The organism is Ectopseudomonas oleovorans (assembly GCF_003052605.1).
Lineage (GTDB): Bacteria > Pseudomonadota > Gammaproteobacteria > Pseudomonadales > Pseudomonadaceae > Aquipseudomonas > Aquipseudomonas oleovorans_A.
In genome coordinates, this window is sequence record NZ_QASO01000129.1 from 85,487 (window position 1) to 107,051 (window position 21,565).

The following is a 21,565-nucleotide window of genomic DNA, read 5'->3' on the forward strand; positions in this document are numbered from 1 at the left end:
AGCCCGTGCCCAAAGCGCGGGCTTTTTATTGCGCACAGCAAAAACCGCCAGATGGGCGCTGAAGATATTGATATAGAAGGGTGCAAGGGCTTGGAAACTGGAGGTGGACCCTGCCAGCCACACCCCGGCACACAATGTTCCCGCTGTGGCTGCTCCCTTCCGGGATGCCCAGGTTAACGGGTAATCGTTGCGAGAGGCTTGGAGACCCCGCCATTCCTGACTTCTAGCGCTTTCTGCTCGTCGCACGACTATCAATCGGAGATCACATTCTATAGCGAGGCCTTTAGCCTTTGGGAGCGCTTTGGATCACCGTTTCGGATCACTTCTGGATCCCTTTAGGATCACCTGGCCACACCCCAACCGGCTTTTTTTTGACAAAAATGCGAGCCCCTATCCATCGAGCCGTCCCACTCGATTCCCCCAGTACCCACCTCTCCTCGCCTGAAAAACGGGGCACCCGCCCACCTAATGACTTGACTCAGCCGACACCCAAAATCCGGCTCGTCTCAGTAACGAGGAGGAACCACGCACTATGGAAAAACTGCAGGTATTCACACCAATCGCGATCCTCGCTGGATCTGTCTTGATAGCCCTCAAACGTCGCAGCCAGCGTAATAGACTTCAATGGTCACGCTTTGATCGTCTCGCAGACATCTACATACCGAAGCCCAGAAATGCACATCCTTATCCCGAGGATCGCTTCGCGTTACATACCCGAGGCAGGAGCCGTATGCGGTAGTTCCGCACGCACGGATCTGTGCGGGGGGCGGCAGGTAACTGCCGTCCCTGCCGCGACCCGACGAACCAGCGAAAAAGCAGGTTGTAGCCCAGTTGCTCCATGAGCATGCGCTCGCTGCGCAGCGAGTAGAACAGCTACAGCAATTGCGCCCGCATCAGCTTCTCCGGGGCAACCGAGGTGCGGCCGGTGTCGGCATACAAGGTGTCGAACAGAGCACTCATCCGTTGCAGGGCGGTGTTGGCCAGCTTGCGGATGGCGCGCAGGGGATGATTCACCGGCACGAAGTCATCGAGCTTGGCGACAGTGAACAGGGACTCCTGGGTGATATCGGCCCCAGGCATGGAAATCGAGGGCTCCGGCAGATTGGAGCCGATATCGTAAACCACACGTCGCAAAACCAGACAGGACGTGGGCGAATTTCAACAAGCTGCTAGCGGTCACATTACGGTCATCCGTCGGCGTTAAATTGGCCTAGGCCAATGCCACGGATGATCCCATGCCCTCCCCCTGCACCGCCCTGATCTTTCAACTGTCCGGCTGCCTGGTCGACTTCGGCGCTCGCACGCTACCTGTCGCGCTGCAGCGACTGCATCCCGAGCGCACAACCGCGAACCTGGCCGGTACCCCGCAACAGGCGCTGGATGCATGGTTAGGCAAGTCGGCAACCAGCACACAACTGCAGACGCTGCAACAGGCGCTGAGCGAGGTGGCCGGAGAGCATGCCGAACTGACCCCGGGTGCAGCACAATTGCTGCAAACCCTGCATGCGAACGGCACGCCCTGCGCCTGGCTGGATGACCTGCCAGCCGACGCCAGCCTGCGCCTGGCCGAAGCGCTGCCCACGCCCATCGAAGCGGTGCTGGCGCGTCAGACCAGGCCGTGGCCAGCGCCGGACAGTTGCTGGCAGGCATTGAGCCAGCTGGACGTCGAGCGCCTGGATGGCTGTGTTGTCGTCAGCGGTAATCCGCTATTGCTGCAAGCCGGGCTCAATGCCGGCTGCTGGACCATCGGCCTGGCGGCCTGCGGGGCACTGTGCGGCTACGCCCTGGCCGACTGGCAGGCACTGGGCGCGAGCGATCAGGAACACCTGCGCGCCGAGGCCACGCTGCAGCTCTATCGTCTGGGCGTGCACTCGGTGGTCGATCATCTGGGAGAAATCGAGGCCAGCCTGGACGATATCGGCGTGCGCCGGAGCAAGGGCGAAAAGCCCTGAGCCTTTGACTCTGATCAGGCAAAGCCGGCCCGCTTGGATTAACCTTCAGGTACGGGTTGAAAACTTCCAGCGCCGCTGGGGGTCAATGCCTAAGCTGATTCGATAAGGAGAACTCTATGCCAGCAAGCGACCTGCAGCAGCAACTGGAAGCCCTCCAGCAACACCTGGCCCAGGACACGCCGCTCAGCGAGGAAGAACGCGCATCGCTTTACCTGCTGACCCAGGAAATCGAAGTCCAATTGGCGCGTGAAGCCGCCTCAGCGCCTGACGCCACGCTGATCGATGGCGTCAATCTGGCGGTGGAACGTTTCGAGGCCAGCCACCCTACCCTCGCCGGCACCCTGCGCAACATAATGCAGAGCCTGGCCAATATGGGCATCTGAATGCCCTGCCCCCGGCTCAGGCCCGGCGTTTCAAGCAAAATGTCGACGCTTGGCCAATGCCACTTAGCCAAGCGTCGATGCATCGAACGTGTAGGAGCGGCGCCCCGCCGCGAACCTGAGCGGGGCTGACGCGAAAAGCTTCGCCCCGGGGCGGGGTTCCTACAAAGGCCGCATTGGCAGCATTGTCTAAGCGGCATTTTTCATGGGTTACTGGCGCGCCAGGCGGCCATTTTCCGGCGTGAGCGCCTCGGTGCTGCGATACGGATTGATGTCCAGCCCACCACGGCGCACGTAGCGCGCATAGACAGTCAGCGCCTGCGGCTGCAGCAGGCGTTGCAGATCGAGGAAGATGCGTTCGACGCACTGCTCGTGAAAATCCGCGTGCTGACGGAAGCTCACCAGATAGGCCAGCAGGCTGGCATGATCCAGCGCGGCACCGCGATACTCGACGACCAGGCTGCCCCAATCCGGCTGACCGGTAACCGGGCAGTTGGATTTGAGCAGATGACTGTGCAGGCTCTCCTCCACCACGCGATCGGCGTCGCAGCGCAGCAGCTCGGGTTGCGGGTGGTCGTACTGGCTGACGCTGATATCCAGTTCGTCTATGCACTGACCCGGCAGCGTCGCCACGCCTTCTTCAGCAACCTCAGTCAGCGAGCGCAAACGCACCGCCACTGGCTTGCCGGCCACCGTCGACAGATCGTGCACCAGCGTCGCTTGCAACTCATCCCAACTGGTGAAAGCCGACTGGTTCAGGGAATTGAGGTACAGCTTGAAGGACTTCGACTCGATGATGTTCGGCGAGTCTGCGGGGATGGCGAACTCACCGATGGCTACCACCGGTTTGCCGGACGGCAGCAGCCAGGACAACTCGTAGCAGTTCCAGTAATCCACACCCTGATACGGTAGGTTGGCGCCTTCGAGGCCCAGCTCTGCCCACTTGGTGGTGCGCGAGATGGGGAACAGCAGCTCTGGACTGTATTCGGCGATGTACTGGCTGGACTTGCCCAGCGGGGAATGTTCGGCGGGGTGCTGCATGGCGCGCAATCCAGGGTGGCGAAAAACCGCGCAAGTTTAACGGGTTGAGCGCCGCGTCGCACCCGCGAAGCACTACGCCAAGCACTTGTAGGAGCGAGCTCTGCTCGCGAATCGCCTTACAGCCAGCAGCTTCGCGAGCAGAGCTCGTTCCAACAAAAATAGTAGCCCAGTGAACTGTGAGAGGCTGCAAAAGCTCGCCGCTAAAGCGCCTCCTACAGGATTCAGACCGCCACCGGCTCCTCCTCTATCTTGAGCAGTGGCGCCCAGCGCCTCAGCAGCAGGTACAGCGTCGGAATCACGTAGAGGGTGAAGAAGGTGCCGACCAGCAACCCGCCGACGATCACCAGGCCGATCTGCTGGCGGCTTTCCGCGCCGGCTCCGCTGGCGATGGCCAGCGGCAGCGAACCCAGCACCATGGCGCCGGTGGTCATCAGGATCGGCCGCAGGCGCTGCACCGAGGCCTCGATCACCGCCTCGCGCAGGGCCTTGCCCTCGCGCAGCAGGTGGTTGGCGAACTCGACGATAAGGATGCCGTGCTTGGTGATCAGGCCAATCAGGGTCACCAGGCCGATTTGCGAGTAGATATTCCAGGTGCCGCCGAACAGCTTCAACGCCAGCAAGGCCCCGGCCATCGACAAGGGCACACTGAACAGAATGATCAGCGGGTCACTGAAACTCTCGAACTGCGCCGCCAGCACCAGGAAAATGAAGGCCAGGGCCAGGGCGAAGATCAGCAGGATGCCCGAACTGGATTCCTTGAAATCACGCGACGTGCCGGTGTAGTCGTACTGCGTCTCCGGCGGGAACACCTCGCGCGCCACACTTTCCAGGTGATTGAGCGCCTCGCCCAGGGTGTAACCCGTACCGACGTTGGCGCTGATAGTCACAGCACGCAGCTGGTTGAAATGATTGAGCTCGCGCGGCGCCACGGTCTCACGCACCTCGATCAGGTTAGACAGCTGCACCATGCCACCGTCGCGGTCACGCACGTAGACGCGATCCAGATCCTGCGGGTTGCTGCGGTCGACGTCCTGCAACTGCACCAGCACGTCATACTGCTCGCCATTCTGCTTGAAGCGGGTCACCTGACGACTGCCGAACAGACTTTCCAGGCTGCGGCCGATCACCGACACATCGGTGCCAACGGCAGCGGCCTGCTCACGGTTGACGGTAATCTGCAACTGCGGCGAGTTGAGCTTGAGGTCGCTGTCCAGGCCCTCGACCCCCGGATAGTCGCGCATGCGCTCCATCAGTTGATCGACGTAACCCTGCAGTTCGGTGTACTCCATGGACGAGCGCACGACGAAGTTGATCGGCTGGTTACGCGCACTCTGCCCCAGCGGCGGGCGGTTGACCGGAGTGACGCGCATACCGGCGATATCCTGCAACTGCGGCAGCAACTCGTTGCGAATCTCGAACTGGTTACGCGAACGATCGCCCCAGTCCTCCAGCTTCATGAAGGAAATGCCCTGGGCCACGGTCGGAAAACCCGCAATGACCAGATAGCGATTGGTCTCGGGAATGCTCGCGTAAGCGGCCTCGACCTCACGGGCGTAGCGCGCCGTGTAATCGATGGTGGCACCGTCCGGGCCATTGAACACGCCGACGATGGTGCCGGTGTCCTCGGTTGGCGCCAGCTCGGAGCGCAGGCCGCCGAACAGCCAGGCACACAGCACGAAAGCCCCCAGCAGTACAGCGAGCACCAGCGGCCAGGCGCGCAGGGCGCGATCCAGGCTGTGCTTGTAGCTGTAGGTCAGGCCGTTGAGGAAACCTTCGATCAGGTTGTACACGCGACCATGGCGCTGCTCGTGCGAGTGAGGTTTGAGCATCACCGCGCACATCATCGGCGTCAGCGTCAGGGCAACGAAGCCGGAGACCAGTACCGAGCCAGCCAGAGTCCAGGCGAACTCGGTGAACAGCTTGCCGGTAGTCCCCTGCATGAAGCCGATGGGGGCGAACACGGCAGCCAGGGTCAGGGTCATGGCGATCACCGCGAAGGCGATCTCGCGGCTGCCCTTGAAGGCCGCCTGCATGGGTTTCATCCCGGCCTCGATATGGCGATGGATGTTTTCCAGCATGACGATGGCGTCGTCCACCACCAGACCGATGGCCAGCACCATGGCCAGCAGGGTCAGGGTGTTGATGGTGAAGCCCATCAGCGACATCAGGGCGAAGGCGCCGATAAGCGACACCGGAATGGTCACCAACGGGATCAGCGTCGCGCGCAACGAGCGCAGGAAGATGAAGATGATCAGAATGACCAGCGCCACGGCTTCCCAGATGGTGGTGAAGACGTTGTCGATGGATTCGCGGATGAACTGCGAGTTGTCGTTGGCCACGGTCATGTTCATGCCGTCGGGCAACAAGGCCTGAACGTCATCCCAGGCCGCCTCGAGCCCGTCGGAGATATCCAGCGGGTTGGCCGTGGCCTGTTTGACCAGGCCCAGGGTTACAGCCGGCAGACCGTTGAAGCGCACCACGGTGCGCTCGTCGCGCGGCCCCACTTCGGCGCGGCCAACATCGGACAGGCGCAGCAGATAGCCTTGCGAATCATCGAGAATCAGCTCGTTGAACTGCTCCGGCGTGCGCATATCGGTTTCCGACAGCACGCTGAACTCGCGCTCGCGCGACTCGATGCGCCCGGCCGGGATTTCCACGTTCTGCCGGCGCAGGGCATCTTCCACGTCCTGCACGGTGAGGTTGTGTGCGGCGAGCTTCTCCGGATCGAGCCAGATACGCATGGAGAAGGTTCGGGCGCCACGCACCTGCACTTCGGAGACGCCGGGAATGGTCTGCAGGCGATCCTTGATCACCCGTTCCAGCAGGTCGGTGATCTCCATGGCGCTGTGCTGCTGGCTGTGAAAGGCGATCCACACCACCGGCTGGGCATCGGCCTCGACCTTCTGCACGATGGGTTCGTCCACCTCATCCGGCAGCAGGTTGCGCACCCGCCCCAGGCGGTCACGCACGTCGTTGGCCGCCTCGTCGGCGCTGCGGCCGAGGCGGAACTGTGCGGTGATCTGGGTGTTTTCCGCGCGACTGATGGAGGTGACGAAGTCCAGCCCCTCGATGCCGGAGAGTACGTCCTCCACCGGCTGCGCCACCTGCGACTCCATGATCTCCGGGCTGGCCCCTGGATAGGTGACCTGCACGGTGACGATGGGCACGTCGATATTGGGGTATTCACGCACATTGAGGCACTCGTAAGCCATCAGCCCCAGCAGCACCACGATCAGCGACAGAACAGTGGCGAATACCGGCCGGCGAATGCAGACGTCGGAAAGTGTCACGGCTGGCGCTCCCCGCTCTTGGTGCGTACGGCCAGCCCTTCGCGCACACGCTGCCAACCGGCACTGATGATGGTTTCGTCGCCCTGCAGGCCTTCACGCACCTCGACCAGGCCGTCGAATCGCTTGCCCAGCGTCACCTCACGGCGCTCGACCTGGCCATCGACCACCAGGTTGACCAGCAACTTGTCGCCCTGCGGCATCACCGCCTCTTCCGGGATAACCAGCGCATTGGGCCGCTCTTCGAGAATCACCGAAACGCGGACGAACTGTCCGGGACGCAGGCGGCGGTCATCGTTGCCGATATGCGCGCGGATCGCCTGGCTGCGCCCGGCCTCGTCGAGGCGCGGGTTGATGGCGTAGATCTCGCCACGAAAGCGTTCGCCCGGGTAGGTATCGAGGGTGATTTCCACGGTCTGGCCGAGGCGCACCTGGGCCACGGCCTTCTGCGGAATACGGAAGTCGACCTTGAGCGGGTCAAGCACCTCCAGGTTGACGATGTTCTGCCCGGCACTGAGGTAGTCACCGACGCTGGCCTGGCGCAGGCCGAGCGTGCCGTCATGAGGCGCCTTGATCTGGGTCTTGTCGAGCCGCGCCTGGGCCAGGGACTGACTGGCACGCGCGGCCTGCAGCTGGCTCTGCGCCTCGTCCAGCGCCTGGGCGTTGCTCGCACCACGCTGAAACAGCATCTGCGCACGCTGGTGGTTTTTCTCGGCCAGATCAAGATTGGCCCGCGCCTGGGCGAATTCGGCGCGGGCAATCGCATCATCGAGGCTGATCAGCAGGTCGCCAGCGGTCACCGCCTGGCCCTCGCGAAAATGCAGGGTGGCCAGGCGCCCTTCCACTTCCGGGCGAATCATCACCGACTCGTCGGAGCGTAGCGAACCGAAGGTGATCAGCTCGTCACGCACCTCCATTTGCCGTACCGGCACGATCTCGACCATTGGCCCTTCGGCAGCCAGCGCAGGTGTCGTGAACAAGCCCAGACACAGCCATGGAAGAGCACGCAACAGCACGGTCATGATCAGCCCCTTTTTCTTGGTAGAGGCGGAGTCTAACCGGCTGCTGCATTACTGACAGGGACGCAAGTTATTTCGCTATGTTTTTTCGGTCGTCGCCACATTCTGTAGGAGCGGCTTTAGCCGCGAGCACTCAAGCGCAGCCCGGATGAAATCCGGGGAGCACAGCAGCCATCCCCCGGATTGCATGCGTGCTACACATTAACGTTTAGGCGCGGTGGCGCCGCGAGAATCGCGGATAAATCCTACATGAGCGGCAAACGTCACTGACGCATGCCACGACCGCTGACCAGCAGACGGATGCACAGGGTATAGAGCACAGCGGTGGCCAGCAGCATGAAGCCGACTGCCACGCCGATACGGATGTCGGACACCCCGAGAATGCCGTAACGGAAGGCGTTGACCATGTGCAGGATCGGGTTGCCCAGCGACACCGTCTGCCAGAACGGCGGCAACAGGGTGATGGAGTAGAACACCCCGCCCAGGTAGGTCAGCGGCGTCAGCACGAAGGTCGGGATGATCGAAATGTCGTCGAAGTTGCGCGCATACACCGCGTTGACGAAGCCACCAAGGGAGAAGATGGTCGCCGTCAGCAGCACCACCAGCACAGTAACACCCAGGTGATGCACCTGCAGGTGGGTGAAGAACAACGACAGCAGGGTGACGATGAAGCCCACCGCCAGCCCGCGCAGCACGCCACCGACGACGAAACCGATGAGGATGGTATGCGGTGACACCGGCGACACCAGCAACTCCTCGACGTTGCGCTGGAACTTGCTGCCGAAGAAGCTCGACACCACGTTGCCGTAGCTGTTGGTGATCACCGACATCATGATCAGCCCCGGCACGATGTACTCCATGTAGCTGAAGCCACCCATGTCGCCGATCTGCCGGCCGATCAGGTTACCGAAGATGACGAAGTACAACACCATGGTGATTGCCGGCGGCAGCAGCGTCTGCGGCCAGATACGCAGGAAACGGCGCACCTCACGGTGAACGATGGTGCGCAGGGCCACCAGATTGGCGGCGAACTCGCTGTTAAGGTACTGAGAAGTCATTGCGCCACCTTGGCCAGGTTCTTTTCCACCAGAGAGACGAACAGCTCCTCCAGGCGATTGCTCTTGTTACGCAGGCTGAGTACCTCGACCTGCTGCTGCGCCAGCTGCTGGAACAGTGCATTGAGGCCCTGGCTCTTCTCCACCTGCACCTCCAGGGTGTGGTGGTCGACCAGGCGCACCGGATAACCGCTCAGGTTAGGCGCCTCGCTATAGGAATCCTTGAGGTCGAGCAGGAAGGTCTCGACATGCAGCTTCTTCAACAGATCCTTCATGCTGCTCAGCTCGACGATACGGCCGTGGTCGATGATGCCGATGTTGCGACAGAGCTGCTCGGCCTCCTCCAGGTAGTGGGTGGTCAGAATGATGGTGGTGCCCTGCTTGTTCAGCTCGGTGAGGAAGCTCCACATCGAACGGCGCAGCTCGATATCCACCCCGGCAGTCGGTTCATCGAGGATCAGCAGGCGAGGCTGGTGCACCAGAGCGCGGGCGATCATCAGGCGGCGCTTCATGCCACCGGACAGCTCGCGTGAAGCCACGTCGCGCTTGTCCCACAGGCCGAGTTCGGTCAGGTACTGCTCGGCGCGCTCCTTGGCGATCGAGCGCGGAATACCGTAGTAGCCGGCCTGGGTGACGACGATGTCGAACACCTTCTCGAACTGGTTGAAGTTGAACTCCTGCGGCACCACGCCCAGGCAGCGCTTGAGCGCATAAGGCTCGCGGTCGAGGTCATGGCCGAACACGCTGACCGTGCCGCCACTCTTGTTCACCAGCGTGGAGAGCACACCGATGGTGGTGGATTTGCCGGCACCGTTGGGGCCGAGCAAGGCGAAGAAATCCCCTTCGGCGACGTCCAGATCGATGCCGTGCAGGGCCTGGAAGCCGTTTCCGTAGGTCTTGGTCAACTGGCGAATGGTCAGGGCGGAGCTCATGAAGATGGGATTTCCCGCGCGAGAGTGAGGTGGTTATAGATGAGGGCGGACACCGGCGATTGCAACCTGGTGTTTCATCCGCTCCTCACTGGCATGCACCCTACCGACCCTGGCGCGCAGAGAAAAGGCCATCCTGGCGATCTTGATTATCGACTCAGTCGATAACACTGGCCTCGCGCTGCATATCACCACCGAGCTGCAGCGCCCCGGACTCGAACAGATGCGGGTAGCAGCCGCGCAGGTGATCAAAGAATAGTTGCTCCGGCAGATCCTCGAACTGACCGTGGTCGACCAGGTACTCCATGTAGCGCTCACCCTGGTCGTTGTAGGGGTGGAAGACGCTGTCATGCACGCCGTCGAACTCCAGCGGCGCCACCTTGAACACCCGGCATAGCGCCTCGTTGAACGCCGGCGTGGCCTTGACCCAGCGCCCGTCCAGATACAGTTCGGTGTAGCCATGCATGGCGAACACCTCGCTGCGCAGCAGTTCCAGCAGGCGCGGCGTGGACAGGTGATTGCGCACATCGGCCAAACCGATACGCGCGGGAATCCCACAATGCCGGGCACAGGCAGCGAGCAGATTAGCCTTGGGCACGCAGTAGGACTCACCGGCCGCCAATGCATGACTGGCCTTCAATGTCTGCGCATCGAGGCTGAAGGCATAGGGGTTGTAGCGAACCTCGTCACGCACCGCCAGATACAGGGCCACGGCCTGACTGGTCGGTTCTCGTGACGCACCACGCCAACGTTCGGCGAACTCGACTACCGCGCGATGGTCACTGTCAATGAAGCGGACGGGACGTAGACAGTTCTGCATGGCGAGGGCTCCTGAAGTTTGCTTCAGTCTAATCCCGTCAATTGCGCCACCTTGACGACGATCCGGCCAAGCTCACCGCCCCTGCCGCCATTTATGGCCCGCCATCCCTGGCTGCCACCCTGCGGGTCGGCGCTACGCGACGTTAAAAATGGCTCCCGGCCATTTTTTATGGCTATGCTCGGGGCGTCGCCCGCTCGAATCATGGAGGAATGCACATGCTCGCCATCTGGTTGTTGGTTCTGCTGCTCGGGGTCGCCTACCTGGCCCATAGCCGTACCGCCGCCCTACCCGCCCTCGGCATCACCGCAGCCTATCTGGTGGCCATGGCGCTGTTCAGCCCGGTACCGGGCTGGTTGCAACTGCTGCTGTGGATTGTCACCGGCGCCGTCGCCTCGTTCATCCTGCTCGGCGATCTGCGCCGGCAACTGTTCACCAGCCCGCTGTTCGCCTGGTTCCAGCGCGTACTGCCGCCGATGTCGGCGACCGAGCGCGACGCTATCGAAGCCGGCACGGTGTGGTGGGATGGCGAGCTGTTCAGCGGCAAACCCGACTGGGACAAGCTGCTGGCCTACCCCAAAGCCAAGCTGAGCGAAGAGGAACAGGCGTTCATCGACGGCCCCACCGAAGAACTCTGCGCGATGATCAGCGACTGGCAGGTCGGCCAGCAGATGGATCTGCCGGAGAAAGCCTGGGAGCACATCAAGCAGCATGGCTTCTTCGCCCTGATCATTCCCAAGGAGTACGGCGGCAAGGGCTTCTCTGCCTACGCCCACTCGCAGGTGGCGATGAAGCTGGCGACCCGCAGCGGCGACCTGGCCTCCACCGTGATGGTGCCCAACTCCCTCGGCCCGGCCGAACTGCTACTGCATTACGGCACCGATGAGCAGCGCCAGCACTACCTGCCGCGCCTGGCGCGCGGCGATGACATTCCCTGCTTCGCCCTCACCGGCCCGCTGGCCGGCTCCGACGCCGGCGCCATACCGGACACCGGGATCATCTGCAAAGGGCAGTACAACGGCAAGGAAGTGATCGGCCTGCGCCTGAACTGGGAAAAGCGCTACATCACCCTCGGCCCGGTGGCCACCCTGCTCGGCCTGGCCTTCAAGGCCTACGACCCGGATCACCTGCTCGGCGACAAGGAAGACCTCGGCATCAGCCTGGCGCTGATCCCCACCGACACCCCCGGCGTGGAAATCGGCCGCCGCCACCTGCCACTGGGCGCTGCCTTCATGAACGGGCCGAACTCGGGCAAGGACGTGTTCATTCCACTCGACTACTTGATCGGCGGCCAGGAGTACCTGGGCAAGGGCTGGATGATGCTGATGAACTGCCTGTCGGTCGGCCGCTCCATCTCCCTGCCCGCAGTCGGCACCGGCGCGGCCAAGTTCACCAGTCTCGCCACCGGCCAGTACGCCCAGTTGCGTGAGCAGTTCAACGTGCCGTTGGCCGCTTTCGAGGGCATCCAGGAGGCCCTGGCGCGCATCGGCGGCAACGCCTGGCTGATGGACAGCGCGCGCATCCTCACTGCCAACGCCGTCGACCTGGGCGAGAAACCCTCGGTGCTGTCGGCGATCCTCAAGTACCATCTCACCGAACGCGGTCGCGAGTGCATCGGCCACGCCATGGACGTGCACGGCGGCAAGGGCATCATCATGGGCCCGAACAACTACCTGGCCCGCTCCTGGCAGGGAGCACCGATTTTCATCACCGTCGAGGGCGCCAACATCCTCTCGCGCAACCTGATGATCTTCGGCCAGGGCGCCATCCGCTGCCATCCCTACGTGCTCAAGGAAATGGCCCTGGCCGACCGCGAGGACAAGGATCAGGCACTGTCCGAGTTCGACACACTGCTGATGAGCCATATCGGTTTCGCCGTCGGCAACGCCGCCAGCAGCTTCCTCTTGGGGCTGACCCTGAACCGCCTGGGCCAGGTACCCGGCGACGATCTCAGCCAGCCCTACTACCGCGCCCTCAATCGTCTGGCAGCAGCCTTCGCCCTGTGCGCCGACAGCAGCATGATGCTGCTCGGCGGCGACCTGAAACGCCGCGAGCGCCTGTCCGCCCGCCTCGGCGATGTGCTCAGCCACCTCTACCTGGGTTCGGCCGCACTCAAGCGCTACCACGACCTGGACTACCCGGAAGCGATTCGTCCGCTGCTGCGCTGGGCCATGGAGGAAAACCTCTACCACGCCGAACAAGCGCTGGATGACCTGCTGAGCAACTTCCCCAACCGCCTGTTCGGCTGCCTGCTCAAAGTACTGGTGTTCCCTCTGGGCCGCCGCCACCAGGGCCCGAGCGACGCACTGGACGCCGAAGTGGCGGCAATCATCGGCCGCCAAGCCGGCGATCCTGCTCTGGAGTCGGTGCTGGAAGGTTGCTACCGCCCGCAGGCCGATCAGGATTCGGTGGGCGCCCTGCAGCATGCGCTGAACCTGGTGCAGGCCAGCCAGGACGCTCGCAAGCGCCTGCATCAGGCGCTCAAGGACGGCAGCCTGCAACCAGCGCCGGGCCAGGACACCATCGAAGCGGCGATCGCTGCCGGCATCCTCGACGGCGAACAGGGCCAGCGCCTGCAAGCGGCCGAGGCGGCTCGGCGTCGAGTGATTGACGTCGACGACTTCGCCAAGGAAGAGCTCACGCTGGAGAGCGGCAAGGTACGCTGACTCGAGCCGCCTGTGGGAGGGGCTTTAGCCGCGAGCTTCATGCGTCGCGACTACGACTGCAGGGATGCAGGAGGTAGAGCGAAGCAGGATGCCCGAGCCGAAAGCTCCTCCCAGGAAAGCCAGCCATGCAGGACAGCGGGCGCCAGGAACTCTATACTCCTGCGCCCGTTTTACCCTTCAGGAACCTGCACCATGGCCAGCCATATCGAACACCACCTCGCCCTGCTCAATCACCTGCGCGGCATCCTCGTCGCCCTGGGCGAAGCCGAACAGGTGCTCGACGACAGCCACGCCCTGTTCCTCGAGCGCTACGACGAACTGCTCGCCGAATTGCCGCGCGACCCGGTTTCCAGCCAATACCTGGGCCAGGATCTGATCAGCCAGGTGTTCCACCGCTACCCACAGATCGCCCACCTGGTACCCCGTGATCTGCTGTGGTTCTTCGGTGGCGACTGCCTGCACTTCATGCCCGACGAAGAAATCACCCTGTACCAGGCCCTCGACGAGCGCCGTTTCGAAGCCGAAGAGAACGACGAGCCCTTCGACTGGAACCTGGAAAAACAGCTGCTGGCCCTGCCCACTGACGGCGCCAAGCACTGATCCACCGCTAACACCTATTGGTCAGAATGTCGCAGATGACGGCGGTGACAGCCGTCATCTTTTATGCATAAATACCCCCACCAGTATTTATGAGGTTCGACCATGCGCCCATTTCTACTCGCTACCCTGCTCGTTAGCACCGCCGCACAAGCAACCGCCCCCTGGCAAGACGAGGCGGCGGCGCAGATCCCACCATTCGCCGAGCACTTGCTGGGTACGGTACGCCAGGCCATCACCGATGGCGGGCCAACTGCAGCAGTACAGGCCTGCCAGGCATTGGCGCCACAGATCGCCAGCGAGCACAGCCAGCAAGCGTGGCAACTGGGCCGCACATCGCTCAAGGTACGCAACCCGGACAACACCCCCGATGCCTGGGAGCGCAGCGTGCTGGAACGTTTTGCGGAAGCCGCGATAGCCGGAACGCCGGTCAAGGAATTACGCTACAGCGAAGAGGTCGACGGCGAATATCGCTACATGCAGGCCATTGCCGTAGGCGAGCCTTGCATGGCCTGTCACGGCACCGCGATCAAAGCAGAGGTACAAGAGGCCATTGATCAGTACTATCCGCATGATCAGGCCCGCGGCTATCAGATCGGCGAACTGCGTGGCGCCTTTACCCTGACTCGCCCCCTCGCACAGGAAACGCCATGACCGAGACTACCGACCTGCATTTACGCATGCTCGAACAGCAGCAAGCGATGCTCAAGCGCCTGGCCCGTGTCGAAGGCCAGATCCGTGGCATCCAGGCGATGATCAAGCGTGGCGAGGATTGCGCCGCCATCGCCCAGCAGTTCTCGGCAGCTCGTAGCGCCCTGGACAAATCCTACCGACTGATGCTCACCTGCCTGATCGAAGAAGCCATGCTCGACCCCGAGCAGGATACCGAGGCCTCACTGCAGCGAGTGCGCGAGATTTTCACCAAGTACACCTGACACACGCCCCCTCTGGCGCGCCGCTCGCGCGCGCCTGCCTCTGCCAGTGCCCGGCACCTCAAAAAACGCACAAACCGGTTATGGCCGACCTGAACAAGGTTGCGACATCTTATTACTTAACAATCTATGCATAGAACCAAAACACAGTTAAGCTAAATCTTAATTAAATACTCCCATGGGTATATGAGAGGAGCCTGACCATGCGCCCGGATGTCGTCGAATTCTTCGATCCTGTCACCTACACCTACAGCTACGTGATCATCGATCCTGCCACGCAACACTGCGCCATCGTCGACTCGGTGCTGGACTACGACCCGGCCTCCGGGCGCACCTCACACGCCAGCGCAGACCGCATCATCGCCTTCGTCAAGGAGCGCGATCTGCACGTTGAGTGGTTGCTGGAAACCCATGTGCACGCCGACCACCTGTCCGCCGCGCCTTACCTCAAGCGCGAACTGGGCGGCAAGCTGGCCATCGGTGAGCACATCACCGTAGTGCAGAACACTTTCGGCAAGCTGTTCAACGCCGGCACCGAGTTCGCCACCGATGGCAGCCAGTTCGACCGGCTGCTCCACGATGGCGATACCTTCCATATTGGCGAGCTGCACGGTAGAGCCATCCACACTCCTGGCCATACCCCGGCCTGTATGACCTACCTGATCGGTGACGCTGGTTTCGTTGGCGACACTCTGTTCATGCCCGACTACGGCACTGCGCGCTGCGACTTCCCCGGCGGCGACGCGCACATCCTCTACCAGTCGATCCAGCGACTCTTCACCCTGCCCGACGAAACCCGCCTGTTCATGTGCCATGACTACAAAGCGCCGGGGCGCGAGGATTTTCGCTTCCAGACCACCATCGCCGAAGAACGTGCGCACAACGTCCACGTTCATCAGGGCATCGCCGAAGCCGACTTCGTCGCCATGCGCCGCCAGCGCGACGCCACCCTGGACATGCCCACCCTGATTCTGCCGTCGGTGCAGGTCAACATGCGTGCAGGGCAACTGCCACCGGCCGAAGCCAATGGCACCCGCTACCTGAAAATCCCTTTGGATGTGCTGTAGAGCGGCAGGAAAAGAAATGAAACTGAGCCACTGGCTGCCCTGCCTGGACTGGGGCAGACGCTACGACCGAGGCAGCGCAACGCAGGATGGACTCGCCGCACTGATCGTCACCCTGATGCTGATTCCGCAGAGCCTGGCCTATGCCATGCTCGCGGGTCTGCCACCGGTGACCGGCCTCTACGCCAGCATCCTGCCGCTGCTGGCCTACGCCCTGTTCGGCTCCAGCCGCACTCTGGCGGTTGGTCCGGTGGCCGTGGTTTCACTGATGACCGCCGCCACCCTGGCGCCACTGTTTCCGGCCGGTAGCGCCGAATACGTCGGCGCCGCCATGCTCCTGGCCCTGCTCTCGGGACTGCTGCTGGCAGCCATGGCCATGCTGCGCCTGGGCTTTATCGCCAACTTTCTCAGCCATCCGGTGGTGTCCGGCTTTATCAGCGCCTCGGGCATTCTCATCGCTGTCGGCCAGCTCAAGCACCTGCTCGGCGTCTCGGCGTCCGGCGAAAATCTGCCGCAGTTGCTGCCACAACTGATCCAGGCGCTACCTGGCACACACGGACCGACGCTGCTGATCGGCGTGCTCAGCCTGGCATGGCTGTGGTGGGCCAGAAGCCGACTGAAGCAACTACTGCAAGGCCTTGGCCTGTCGCCGCAACTGGCCAGTAACCTGGCCAAGGCCGGGCCGGTACTGGCGATCATCGTCGCCATTGCCGCTGTCGCACTGCTGCAACTGGAGCAAGCCGGGGTCAAGGTGGTTGGCCTGGTGCCGCAAGGGCTGCCAGGGCTGACGCTGCCGACAATGGATCTCGACCTGGCCATACAACTGCTGCCAGCGGCGCTGCTGATCAGCCTGGTGGGCTTCGTCGAATCGGTCTCGGTCGGCCAGACCCTGGCGGCCAAACGCCGCCAGCGCATCCAGCCGGACAACGAGCTGCTCGGCCTTGGCGCGGCGAACATCGCCGCATCCTTCAGTGGCGGCTTCCCCGTCACCGGCGGTTTCGCCCGCTCGGTGGTCAATTACGATGCCGGCGCCCGCACGCCCATGGCCGGCGTATTCACCGCCCTCGGTATCGGCCTCAGCGTGATGCTGCTGACGCCTCTGCTGCACGACCTGCCACAAGCCGTGCTGGCGGCGACCATCATCGTCGCTGTGCTCAGCCTGGTCGACCTCAAGTCGCTGCAGCACACCTGGCGTTATTCGCGCCAGGACGGCGCCGCGCAGATTGCCACCCTCCTCGGTGTGCTGCTGATCGGCGTCGAGGCCGGTATCCTGCTTGGCGTCGGCCTGTCGCTGCTGCTGTTTCTCTGGCGCACCAGCCAGCCACATATCGCCGTGGTCGGCCAGGTACCGGGTAGCGAGCATTTTCGCAACGTCGAACGCTTCGCCGTGATCGAGAGACCCAGCGTGTTGTCGCTGCGTGTCGACGAGAGCCTGTATTTCCCCAATGCCCGCTATCTGGAAGACCGCATCGGCGAGCTGATCGCCAGTCGGCCGCAGGTACGTCACCTGGTGCTGATGTGCTCGGGAGTCAACCTGATAGACGCCAGCGCCCTGGATTCGCTGCACGCCATCGTCGAGCGCCTGCATACCGCCGGTGTGCAACTGCACCTGTCCGAGGTCAAGGGGCCAGTAATGGATCAGCTACGCCGCTCCGACTTCCTGGAGCGCTTCGGCGGCCAGGTATTCATCAGTCAGTTCGAGGCGCTCAAGCAGCTCGCCCCCGCGCCTCCATCGCCAACTTCTCAGCCACTTTCCATGCAAGGAAATACTCATGAAAAGCGCTCATGATCTGGTCCTCGCCGCCAAGACTCGCATCACTGAAGTCGATCTGTCGCAGGCCGAAGCAGCCATCCGCGATGCCGACCTGCTGATCGACGTGCGCGAGGCGGATGAATACAGCGCCGCACACATTCCCGGCGCCATCAACATTCCACGCGGTCTGCTGGAGTTCAAGCTGAGCAACGATGCGCAACTGGCCGAGCGCACGCTCAAGCTGGTTCTCTATTGCAAGAACAGCGGTCGCTCGGCGCTGGCTGCCGACGCGCTGCGGGAGATGGGCTATCGCAATGTGCTGTCTCTGGCCGGCGGTATCGAGGCCTGGCAAGCGGCCGGTCGAGAACTGCTGACGCCCACCCTGCCGGCGTTCGACTGAGTGATTGGCGGCTGCCACTGCAGGCATTGATCCGCTAATCGACATTCTCCTGACCTGCATCAATCTCCATCGCTACATACCCCCACGAGTACTCTGTAACATTAGGACACATCCACTCTGCCGGTGCGGCCTCACCGCCCGCACCGGCACACGCGGAGCATCGAGATGCCCGATCGCGAACCTTCCTCCCCCTGGCGCATTCCGCTAGTACGCGAAATCGCCGTGATCCTGCTGATCAAGCTGACCCTGCTGCTGAGTATCAAGGCCATCTGGTTCAACGAACCGACAGTCCCCGAGGACGGCCAGCAGCGCGTCGAGCATCACCTGTTTGGTCAGCCTGCCCCACTTTCTATACACACCGAGGAGACACCGAGATGATCTCGGAATCAGTCGTCGACCTTTCACGCCTGCAGTTCGCCATGACAGCGATGTATCACTTCATCTTCGTCCCCCTGACCCTGGGCCTGGCCTTCCTGCTGGCGATCATGGAGTCGGTCTACGTGATGACCGGCAAACAGGTCTACAAGGACATGGTCAAGTTCTGGGGCAAGCTGTTCGGCATCAACTTCGCCTTGGGCGTCACCACCGGGCTGACCATGGAGTTCCAGTTCGGCACCAACTGGGCCTACTACAGCCACTATGTCGGTGACATCTTCGGTGCGCCGCTGGCCATCGAAGGACTGATGGCCTTCTTCCTCGAATCCACCTTCATCGGCCTGTTCTTCTTCGGCTGGGACCGCCTAAGCAAGCTGCAGCACCTGACCGTGACCTGGCTGGTGGCAATTGGCTCGAACCTTTCGGCGCTGTGGATCCTCATCGCCAATGGCTGGATGCAGAACCCGGTAGGTGCCGAGTTTAACTTCGAGACCATGCGCATGGAACTGACCGATTTCGGTGCCCTGCTGTTCAACCCGGTGGCGCAGGTCAAGTTCGTGCATACCGTGGCGGCGGGCTATGTCACCGGTTCGATCTTCGTCCTGGCCATCTCCAGCTATTACCTGCTGAAGAAACGCGATCAGGGTTTCGCCCGTCGCTCCTTCACCATCGCCTCGGCCTTCGGTCTGGCCTCGATTCTCTCGGTGATCGTCCTCGGTGACGAGTCCGGCTACGAGATCGGCGACGTGCAGAAGACCAAGCTGGCGGCCATCGAGGCCGAGTGGGAAACCCACCCAGCACCGGCGGGCTTCACCCTGTTCGGCCTGCCCAACCAGGACGAGCAGCGCACCGACTACGCGGTGAAGATCCCCTACGCCCTGGGGCTGATAGCCACCCGCTCGCTGGATAAGAAGGTAAAGGGCATCAAGGACCTGCTCATCGAGCACGAGGCGCGCATCCGCACCGGCATGACCGCCTACGGGCTGCTGGAGCGCCTGCGTAACGGCGACAAGTCGGCCGAAACCATTGCTGCCTTCAACGAAGTGAAGAATGACCTGGGCTATGGCCTGCTGCTGAAGAAATACACCACCAATGTGGTCGATGCCAGCGAGGCACAGATCAAGCAGGCCGCGCTGGACACCATTCCCAACGTGTTCAGCCTGTTCTGGAGCTTCCGCATCATGGTCGCCAGCGGCTTCCTTATGCTGGCGCTGTTCGCCTGCGCCTTCTGGGCCTCGGCGAAGAAGAACGAAGAAAGCAAACCCTGGCTGCTCAAGTGGGCGCTGTGGAGCCTGCCACTGCCCTGGATCGCCGCACAGACCGGCTGGTACGTGGCTGAACATGGCCGCCAGCCCTGGTCGATTGGTGAGGTGCTGCCGACCCATCTTTCCGCCTCCAGCCTGTCGTCCGGTGACGTCTGGGGCTCGCTGATCGCGCTGATCGCCTTCTACAGCCTGCTGCTGGTGGTGGAGATGTACCTGATGATCAAGTTCGCCCGCCTTGGCCCATCGAGCCTGCACAGCGGACGCTACCACTTCGAGCAACAGCAGCCGGCCCACGCCTGAGGACTTCGTCATGTTCGACTACGAAACCCTGAAACTCGTCTGGTGGGTGCTGATCGGCGTGCTGCTGATCGGTTTCGCTCTCACCGATGGCTTCGACATGGGCGCCATGGCGCTGATGCCTTTCGTCGGCAAGACCGACAACGAGCGCCGCGTCGCCATCAACACCATCGCCCCGCACTGGGACGGCAACCAGGTGTGGTTCATCACCGCTGGCGGCGCGCTGTTCGCCGCCTGGCCGATGGTCTACGCGGTGGCCTTCTCCGGGCTGTACTGGGCCATGTTACTGGTGCTGTTCGCCCTTTTCTGCCGCCCGGTGGGCTTCGACTACCGCAGCAAACTGGAAAACACCCGCTGGCGCAGCGCCTGGGACTGGGCCCTGTTCGTTGGCGGCGCGGTACCGGCGCTGGTTTTCGGCGTGGCCTTCGGCAACCTGTTCCTCGGCCTGCCGTTCCAGCTCGATGACATGATGCGCTCGAGCTACCACGGCTCCTTCTTCGCCCTGCTCAACCCCTTCGCCCTGCTCTGCGGCGTGGTCAGCCTGAGCATGCTCTGCGCCCACGGCGGCGCCTGGCTGATGATGCGCACCGAAGGTGACCTGGCCGCACGCTCGCGCACGGCCACTTACCTCAGTGCGCTGGTATTCCTGATCGGTTTCCTGCTGGCCGGCAGTTGGCTGGCACTGGGTATCAAGGGCATGAGTCTGGCGGGTGCGTTCGATGCTGGCGCGGCACTGAACCCGCTGCACAAGCAGGTGCTCGCCGACAATGCCGGCTGGCTCGGCAATTACAGTCGCTACCCACTGACAATGGGCGCCCCCGTGCTTGGTGTGGTCGGCGCACTGCTGGCGATTCTCGCCAGCACCTGGCGTCTCGCCGGCCTGACCTTCATCGGCAGTAGCCTGATGATCGTCGGCACCATCTGCACCGCCGGCTTCGCCCTATTCCCCTTCGTCTTCCCGTCGAGCCTTGATGCGGCCTCCAGCCTGACGGTGTGGGACGCGGTATCGAGCCAAAAGACCCTCGGCATCATGTTCGTGGTCGCCTGCATCTTCGTACCGATCATCCTCATCTACACCCTCTGGGGCTACGTGAAGATGTGGGGCAAGCTCAACGACCGCAGCATCGAAGCCAACCCCCACAGCCTGTATTGAGGAGAAACGCGATGTGGTACTTCACCTGGATTCTTGGCGTGCTGCTGGCCTGCAGCTTCGGCATCATCAACGCACTATGGCTGGAAACCACGCAGGATCTCGATAGCAATGGCGAACATGAGTGATATCGCCCTGAGCGAGCGTACGCCCTTGCGCGCGCTCTCCTGGCTGCTGGCTACACCGCTGGCGCTGCTGCTGTTGATCCACCCCGGCGCCATGCTCGACAGCCAGGGCCGCTACAGCCATTCGTTACTGATGCTGGTGATGTGGGGCGTATCCAACGCCTTCATCCACGGCGTCGGCTTCGCCCCGCGCCACTGGCTGTGGCGCGCCATATTCTCACCCTGGTTGGGCTGGGGATTGTGCGGGCTGGGCTATACCCTGCTGTATCTGGCACGAACGGCCTGAACGCAAACGACAGAATCGGGTAGGAGGCGGGGTCACCCCCGCCGTCCTCCCACACCACCGTACGTACGGCTCCGTATACGGCGGTTCCTGCCTACTGACAAACAGCATCAGTGAGCTTGGTTCCGTTGATGTGTCGCCTGCGGTAGCTAAGCGCCCAGACCGGCCCTCGGAGTTT

The 21,565-nt window shown here is 62.6% G+C and carries 20 protein-coding genes, 1 other RNA gene and 1 pseudogene; 14 read left to right on the forward strand and 8 right to left on the reverse strand.

From position 1 onward, the window contains the following. Positions 1–108 precede the first annotated feature (108 nt). Positions 109–204: signal recognition particle sRNA small type (gene ffs, locus DBO86_RS23145), an RNA gene on the reverse strand. A gap of 480 nt (positions 205–684) precedes the next feature. Next, positions 685–1,080, reverse strand: a pseudogene (locus DBO86_RS23155) (transposase). A gap of 155 nt (positions 1,081–1,235) precedes the next feature. Here DBO86_RS23155 and pcrP point away from each other — a divergent pair. Further along, positions 1,236–1,952, forward strand: coding sequence for an HAD superfamily inactivated hydrolase PcrP (pcrP, locus tag DBO86_RS23160; RefSeq protein WP_003460926.1), 717 nt, complete (start codon positions 1,236–1,238; stop codon positions 1,950–1,952). 116 nt (positions 1,953–2,068) lie between these two features. Next, on the forward strand, positions 2,069–2,335 hold the full coding sequence (locus DBO86_RS23165) for a DUF4404 family protein (RefSeq protein ID WP_003460925.1): 267 nt from the start codon (positions 2,069–2,071) through the stop codon (positions 2,333–2,335). Between the two features lie 207 nt (positions 2,336–2,542). On the opposite strand, the gene queF is transcribed toward DBO86_RS23165, so the two are convergent. The 6 genes from queF to DBO86_RS23195 all read right to left on the reverse strand — a co-directional run bounded on the left by queF (position 2,543) and on the right by DBO86_RS23195 (position 10,483). Further along, on the reverse strand, positions 2,543–3,373 hold the full coding sequence (gene queF, locus DBO86_RS23170; protein WP_108234973.1) for an NADPH-dependent 7-cyano-7-deazaguanine reductase QueF: 831 nt from the start codon (positions 3,371–3,373) through the stop codon (positions 2,543–2,545). Between the two features lie 221 nt (positions 3,374–3,594). Next, entirely contained in the window at positions 3,595–6,663 is a 3,069-nt protein-coding gene (locus DBO86_RS23175) for an efflux RND transporter permease subunit (protein ID WP_108234974.1), read from the reverse strand. Continuing rightward, entirely contained in the window at positions 6,660–7,682 is a 1,023-nt protein-coding gene (locus DBO86_RS23180) for an efflux RND transporter periplasmic adaptor subunit (RefSeq protein ID WP_003460922.1), read from the reverse strand. The genes DBO86_RS23175 and DBO86_RS23180 overlap by 4 nt, the downstream gene beginning before the upstream one ends. Before the next feature lie 260 nt (positions 7,683–7,942). Next, the gene (locus DBO86_RS23185) at positions 7,943–8,737 is read right to left on the reverse strand and encodes an ABC transporter permease (RefSeq protein WP_074860880.1); all 795 of its coding nucleotides are present in this window, start codon (positions 8,735–8,737) and stop codon (positions 7,943–7,945) included. Further along, positions 8,734–9,666, reverse strand: a complete 933-nt coding sequence (locus tag DBO86_RS23190) for an ABC transporter ATP-binding protein (protein WP_003460920.1) — start codon at positions 9,664–9,666, stop codon at positions 8,734–8,736. The genes DBO86_RS23185 and DBO86_RS23190 overlap by 4 nt, the downstream gene beginning before the upstream one ends. 154 nt (positions 9,667–9,820) lie before the next feature. Next, a complete protein-coding gene (locus DBO86_RS23195; RefSeq protein WP_090337546.1) occupies positions 9,821–10,483 on the reverse strand; it encodes a transglutaminase-like domain-containing protein in 663 nt (220 codons plus the stop codon). Positions 10,484–10,698: 215 nt separating this feature from the next. Here DBO86_RS23195 and DBO86_RS23200 point away from each other — a divergent pair, with 215 nt between their 5' ends. From DBO86_RS23200 to DBO86_RS23255, 12 genes are all read left to right on the forward strand, one after another. Then, entirely contained in the window at positions 10,699–13,146 is a 2,448-nt protein-coding gene (locus DBO86_RS23200) for an acyl-CoA dehydrogenase (protein WP_074860874.1), read from the forward strand. A gap of 192 nt (positions 13,147–13,338) precedes the next feature. Further along, positions 13,339–13,746, forward strand: coding sequence for a PA2817 family protein (locus tag DBO86_RS23205; protein ID WP_003460917.1), 408 nt, complete (start codon positions 13,339–13,341; stop codon positions 13,744–13,746). A 102-nt stretch (positions 13,747–13,848) separates the two neighbouring features. Beyond that, complete coding sequence (locus DBO86_RS23210) at positions 13,849–14,397, forward strand: Tll0287-like domain-containing protein (protein ID WP_003460914.1); 549 nt, start codon at positions 13,849–13,851, stop codon at positions 14,395–14,397. Next, positions 14,394–14,678 carry a metal-sensing transcriptional repressor gene (locus DBO86_RS23215; RefSeq protein WP_003460913.1) on the forward strand — a complete coding sequence of 95 codons (285 nt, stop codon included), beginning with the start codon at positions 14,394–14,396 and terminating at the stop codon, positions 14,676–14,678. The genes DBO86_RS23210 and DBO86_RS23215 overlap by 4 nt, the downstream gene beginning before the upstream one ends. A 200-nt stretch (positions 14,679–14,878) precedes the next feature. Continuing rightward, positions 14,879–15,742, forward strand: coding sequence for an MBL fold metallo-hydrolase (locus DBO86_RS23220; protein ID WP_074860871.1), 864 nt, complete (start codon positions 14,879–14,881; stop codon positions 15,740–15,742). Between the two features lie 16 nt (positions 15,743–15,758). Then, complete coding sequence (locus tag DBO86_RS23225) at positions 15,759–17,528, forward strand: SulP family inorganic anion transporter (protein WP_003460911.1); 1,770 nt, start codon at positions 15,759–15,761, stop codon at positions 17,526–17,528. Continuing rightward, positions 17,512–17,892 carry a rhodanese-like domain-containing protein gene (locus tag DBO86_RS23230; RefSeq protein ID WP_003460910.1) on the forward strand — a complete coding sequence of 127 codons (381 nt, stop codon included), beginning with the start codon at positions 17,512–17,514 and terminating at the stop codon, positions 17,890–17,892. Before DBO86_RS23225 ends, DBO86_RS23230 begins: the two co-directional genes overlap by 17 nt. 165 nt (positions 17,893–18,057) lie before the next feature. After that, the gene (gene cydP / locus DBO86_RS23235; protein WP_003460908.1) at positions 18,058–18,270 is read left to right on the forward strand and encodes a cytochrome oxidase putative small subunit CydP; all 213 of its coding nucleotides are present in this window, start codon (positions 18,058–18,060) and stop codon (positions 18,268–18,270) included. Further along, positions 18,267–19,832 (forward strand): cytochrome ubiquinol oxidase subunit I, encoded by a 1,566-nt coding sequence (locus DBO86_RS23240; RefSeq protein WP_003460907.1) that lies wholly within the window; start codon positions 18,267–18,269, stop codon positions 19,830–19,832. Before cydP ends, DBO86_RS23240 begins: the two co-directional genes overlap by 4 nt. A 10-nt stretch (positions 19,833–19,842) precedes the next feature. Beyond that, positions 19,843–20,982 carry a cytochrome d ubiquinol oxidase subunit II gene (cydB, locus tag DBO86_RS23245; protein ID WP_003460906.1) on the forward strand — a complete coding sequence of 380 codons (1,140 nt, stop codon included), beginning with the start codon at positions 19,843–19,845 and terminating at the stop codon, positions 20,980–20,982. 11 nt (positions 20,983–20,993) lie between these two features. Next, positions 20,994–21,107 carry a cytochrome bd-I oxidase subunit CydX gene (cydX, locus tag DBO86_RS23250; RefSeq protein ID WP_003460905.1) on the forward strand — a complete coding sequence of 38 codons (114 nt, stop codon included), beginning with the start codon at positions 20,994–20,996 and terminating at the stop codon, positions 21,105–21,107. Next, entirely contained in the window at positions 21,091–21,390 is a 300-nt protein-coding gene (locus DBO86_RS23255; protein WP_003460904.1) for a cyd operon YbgE family protein, read from the forward strand. Before cydX ends, DBO86_RS23255 begins: the two co-directional genes overlap by 17 nt. Positions 21,391–21,565 lie beyond the last annotated feature (175 nt).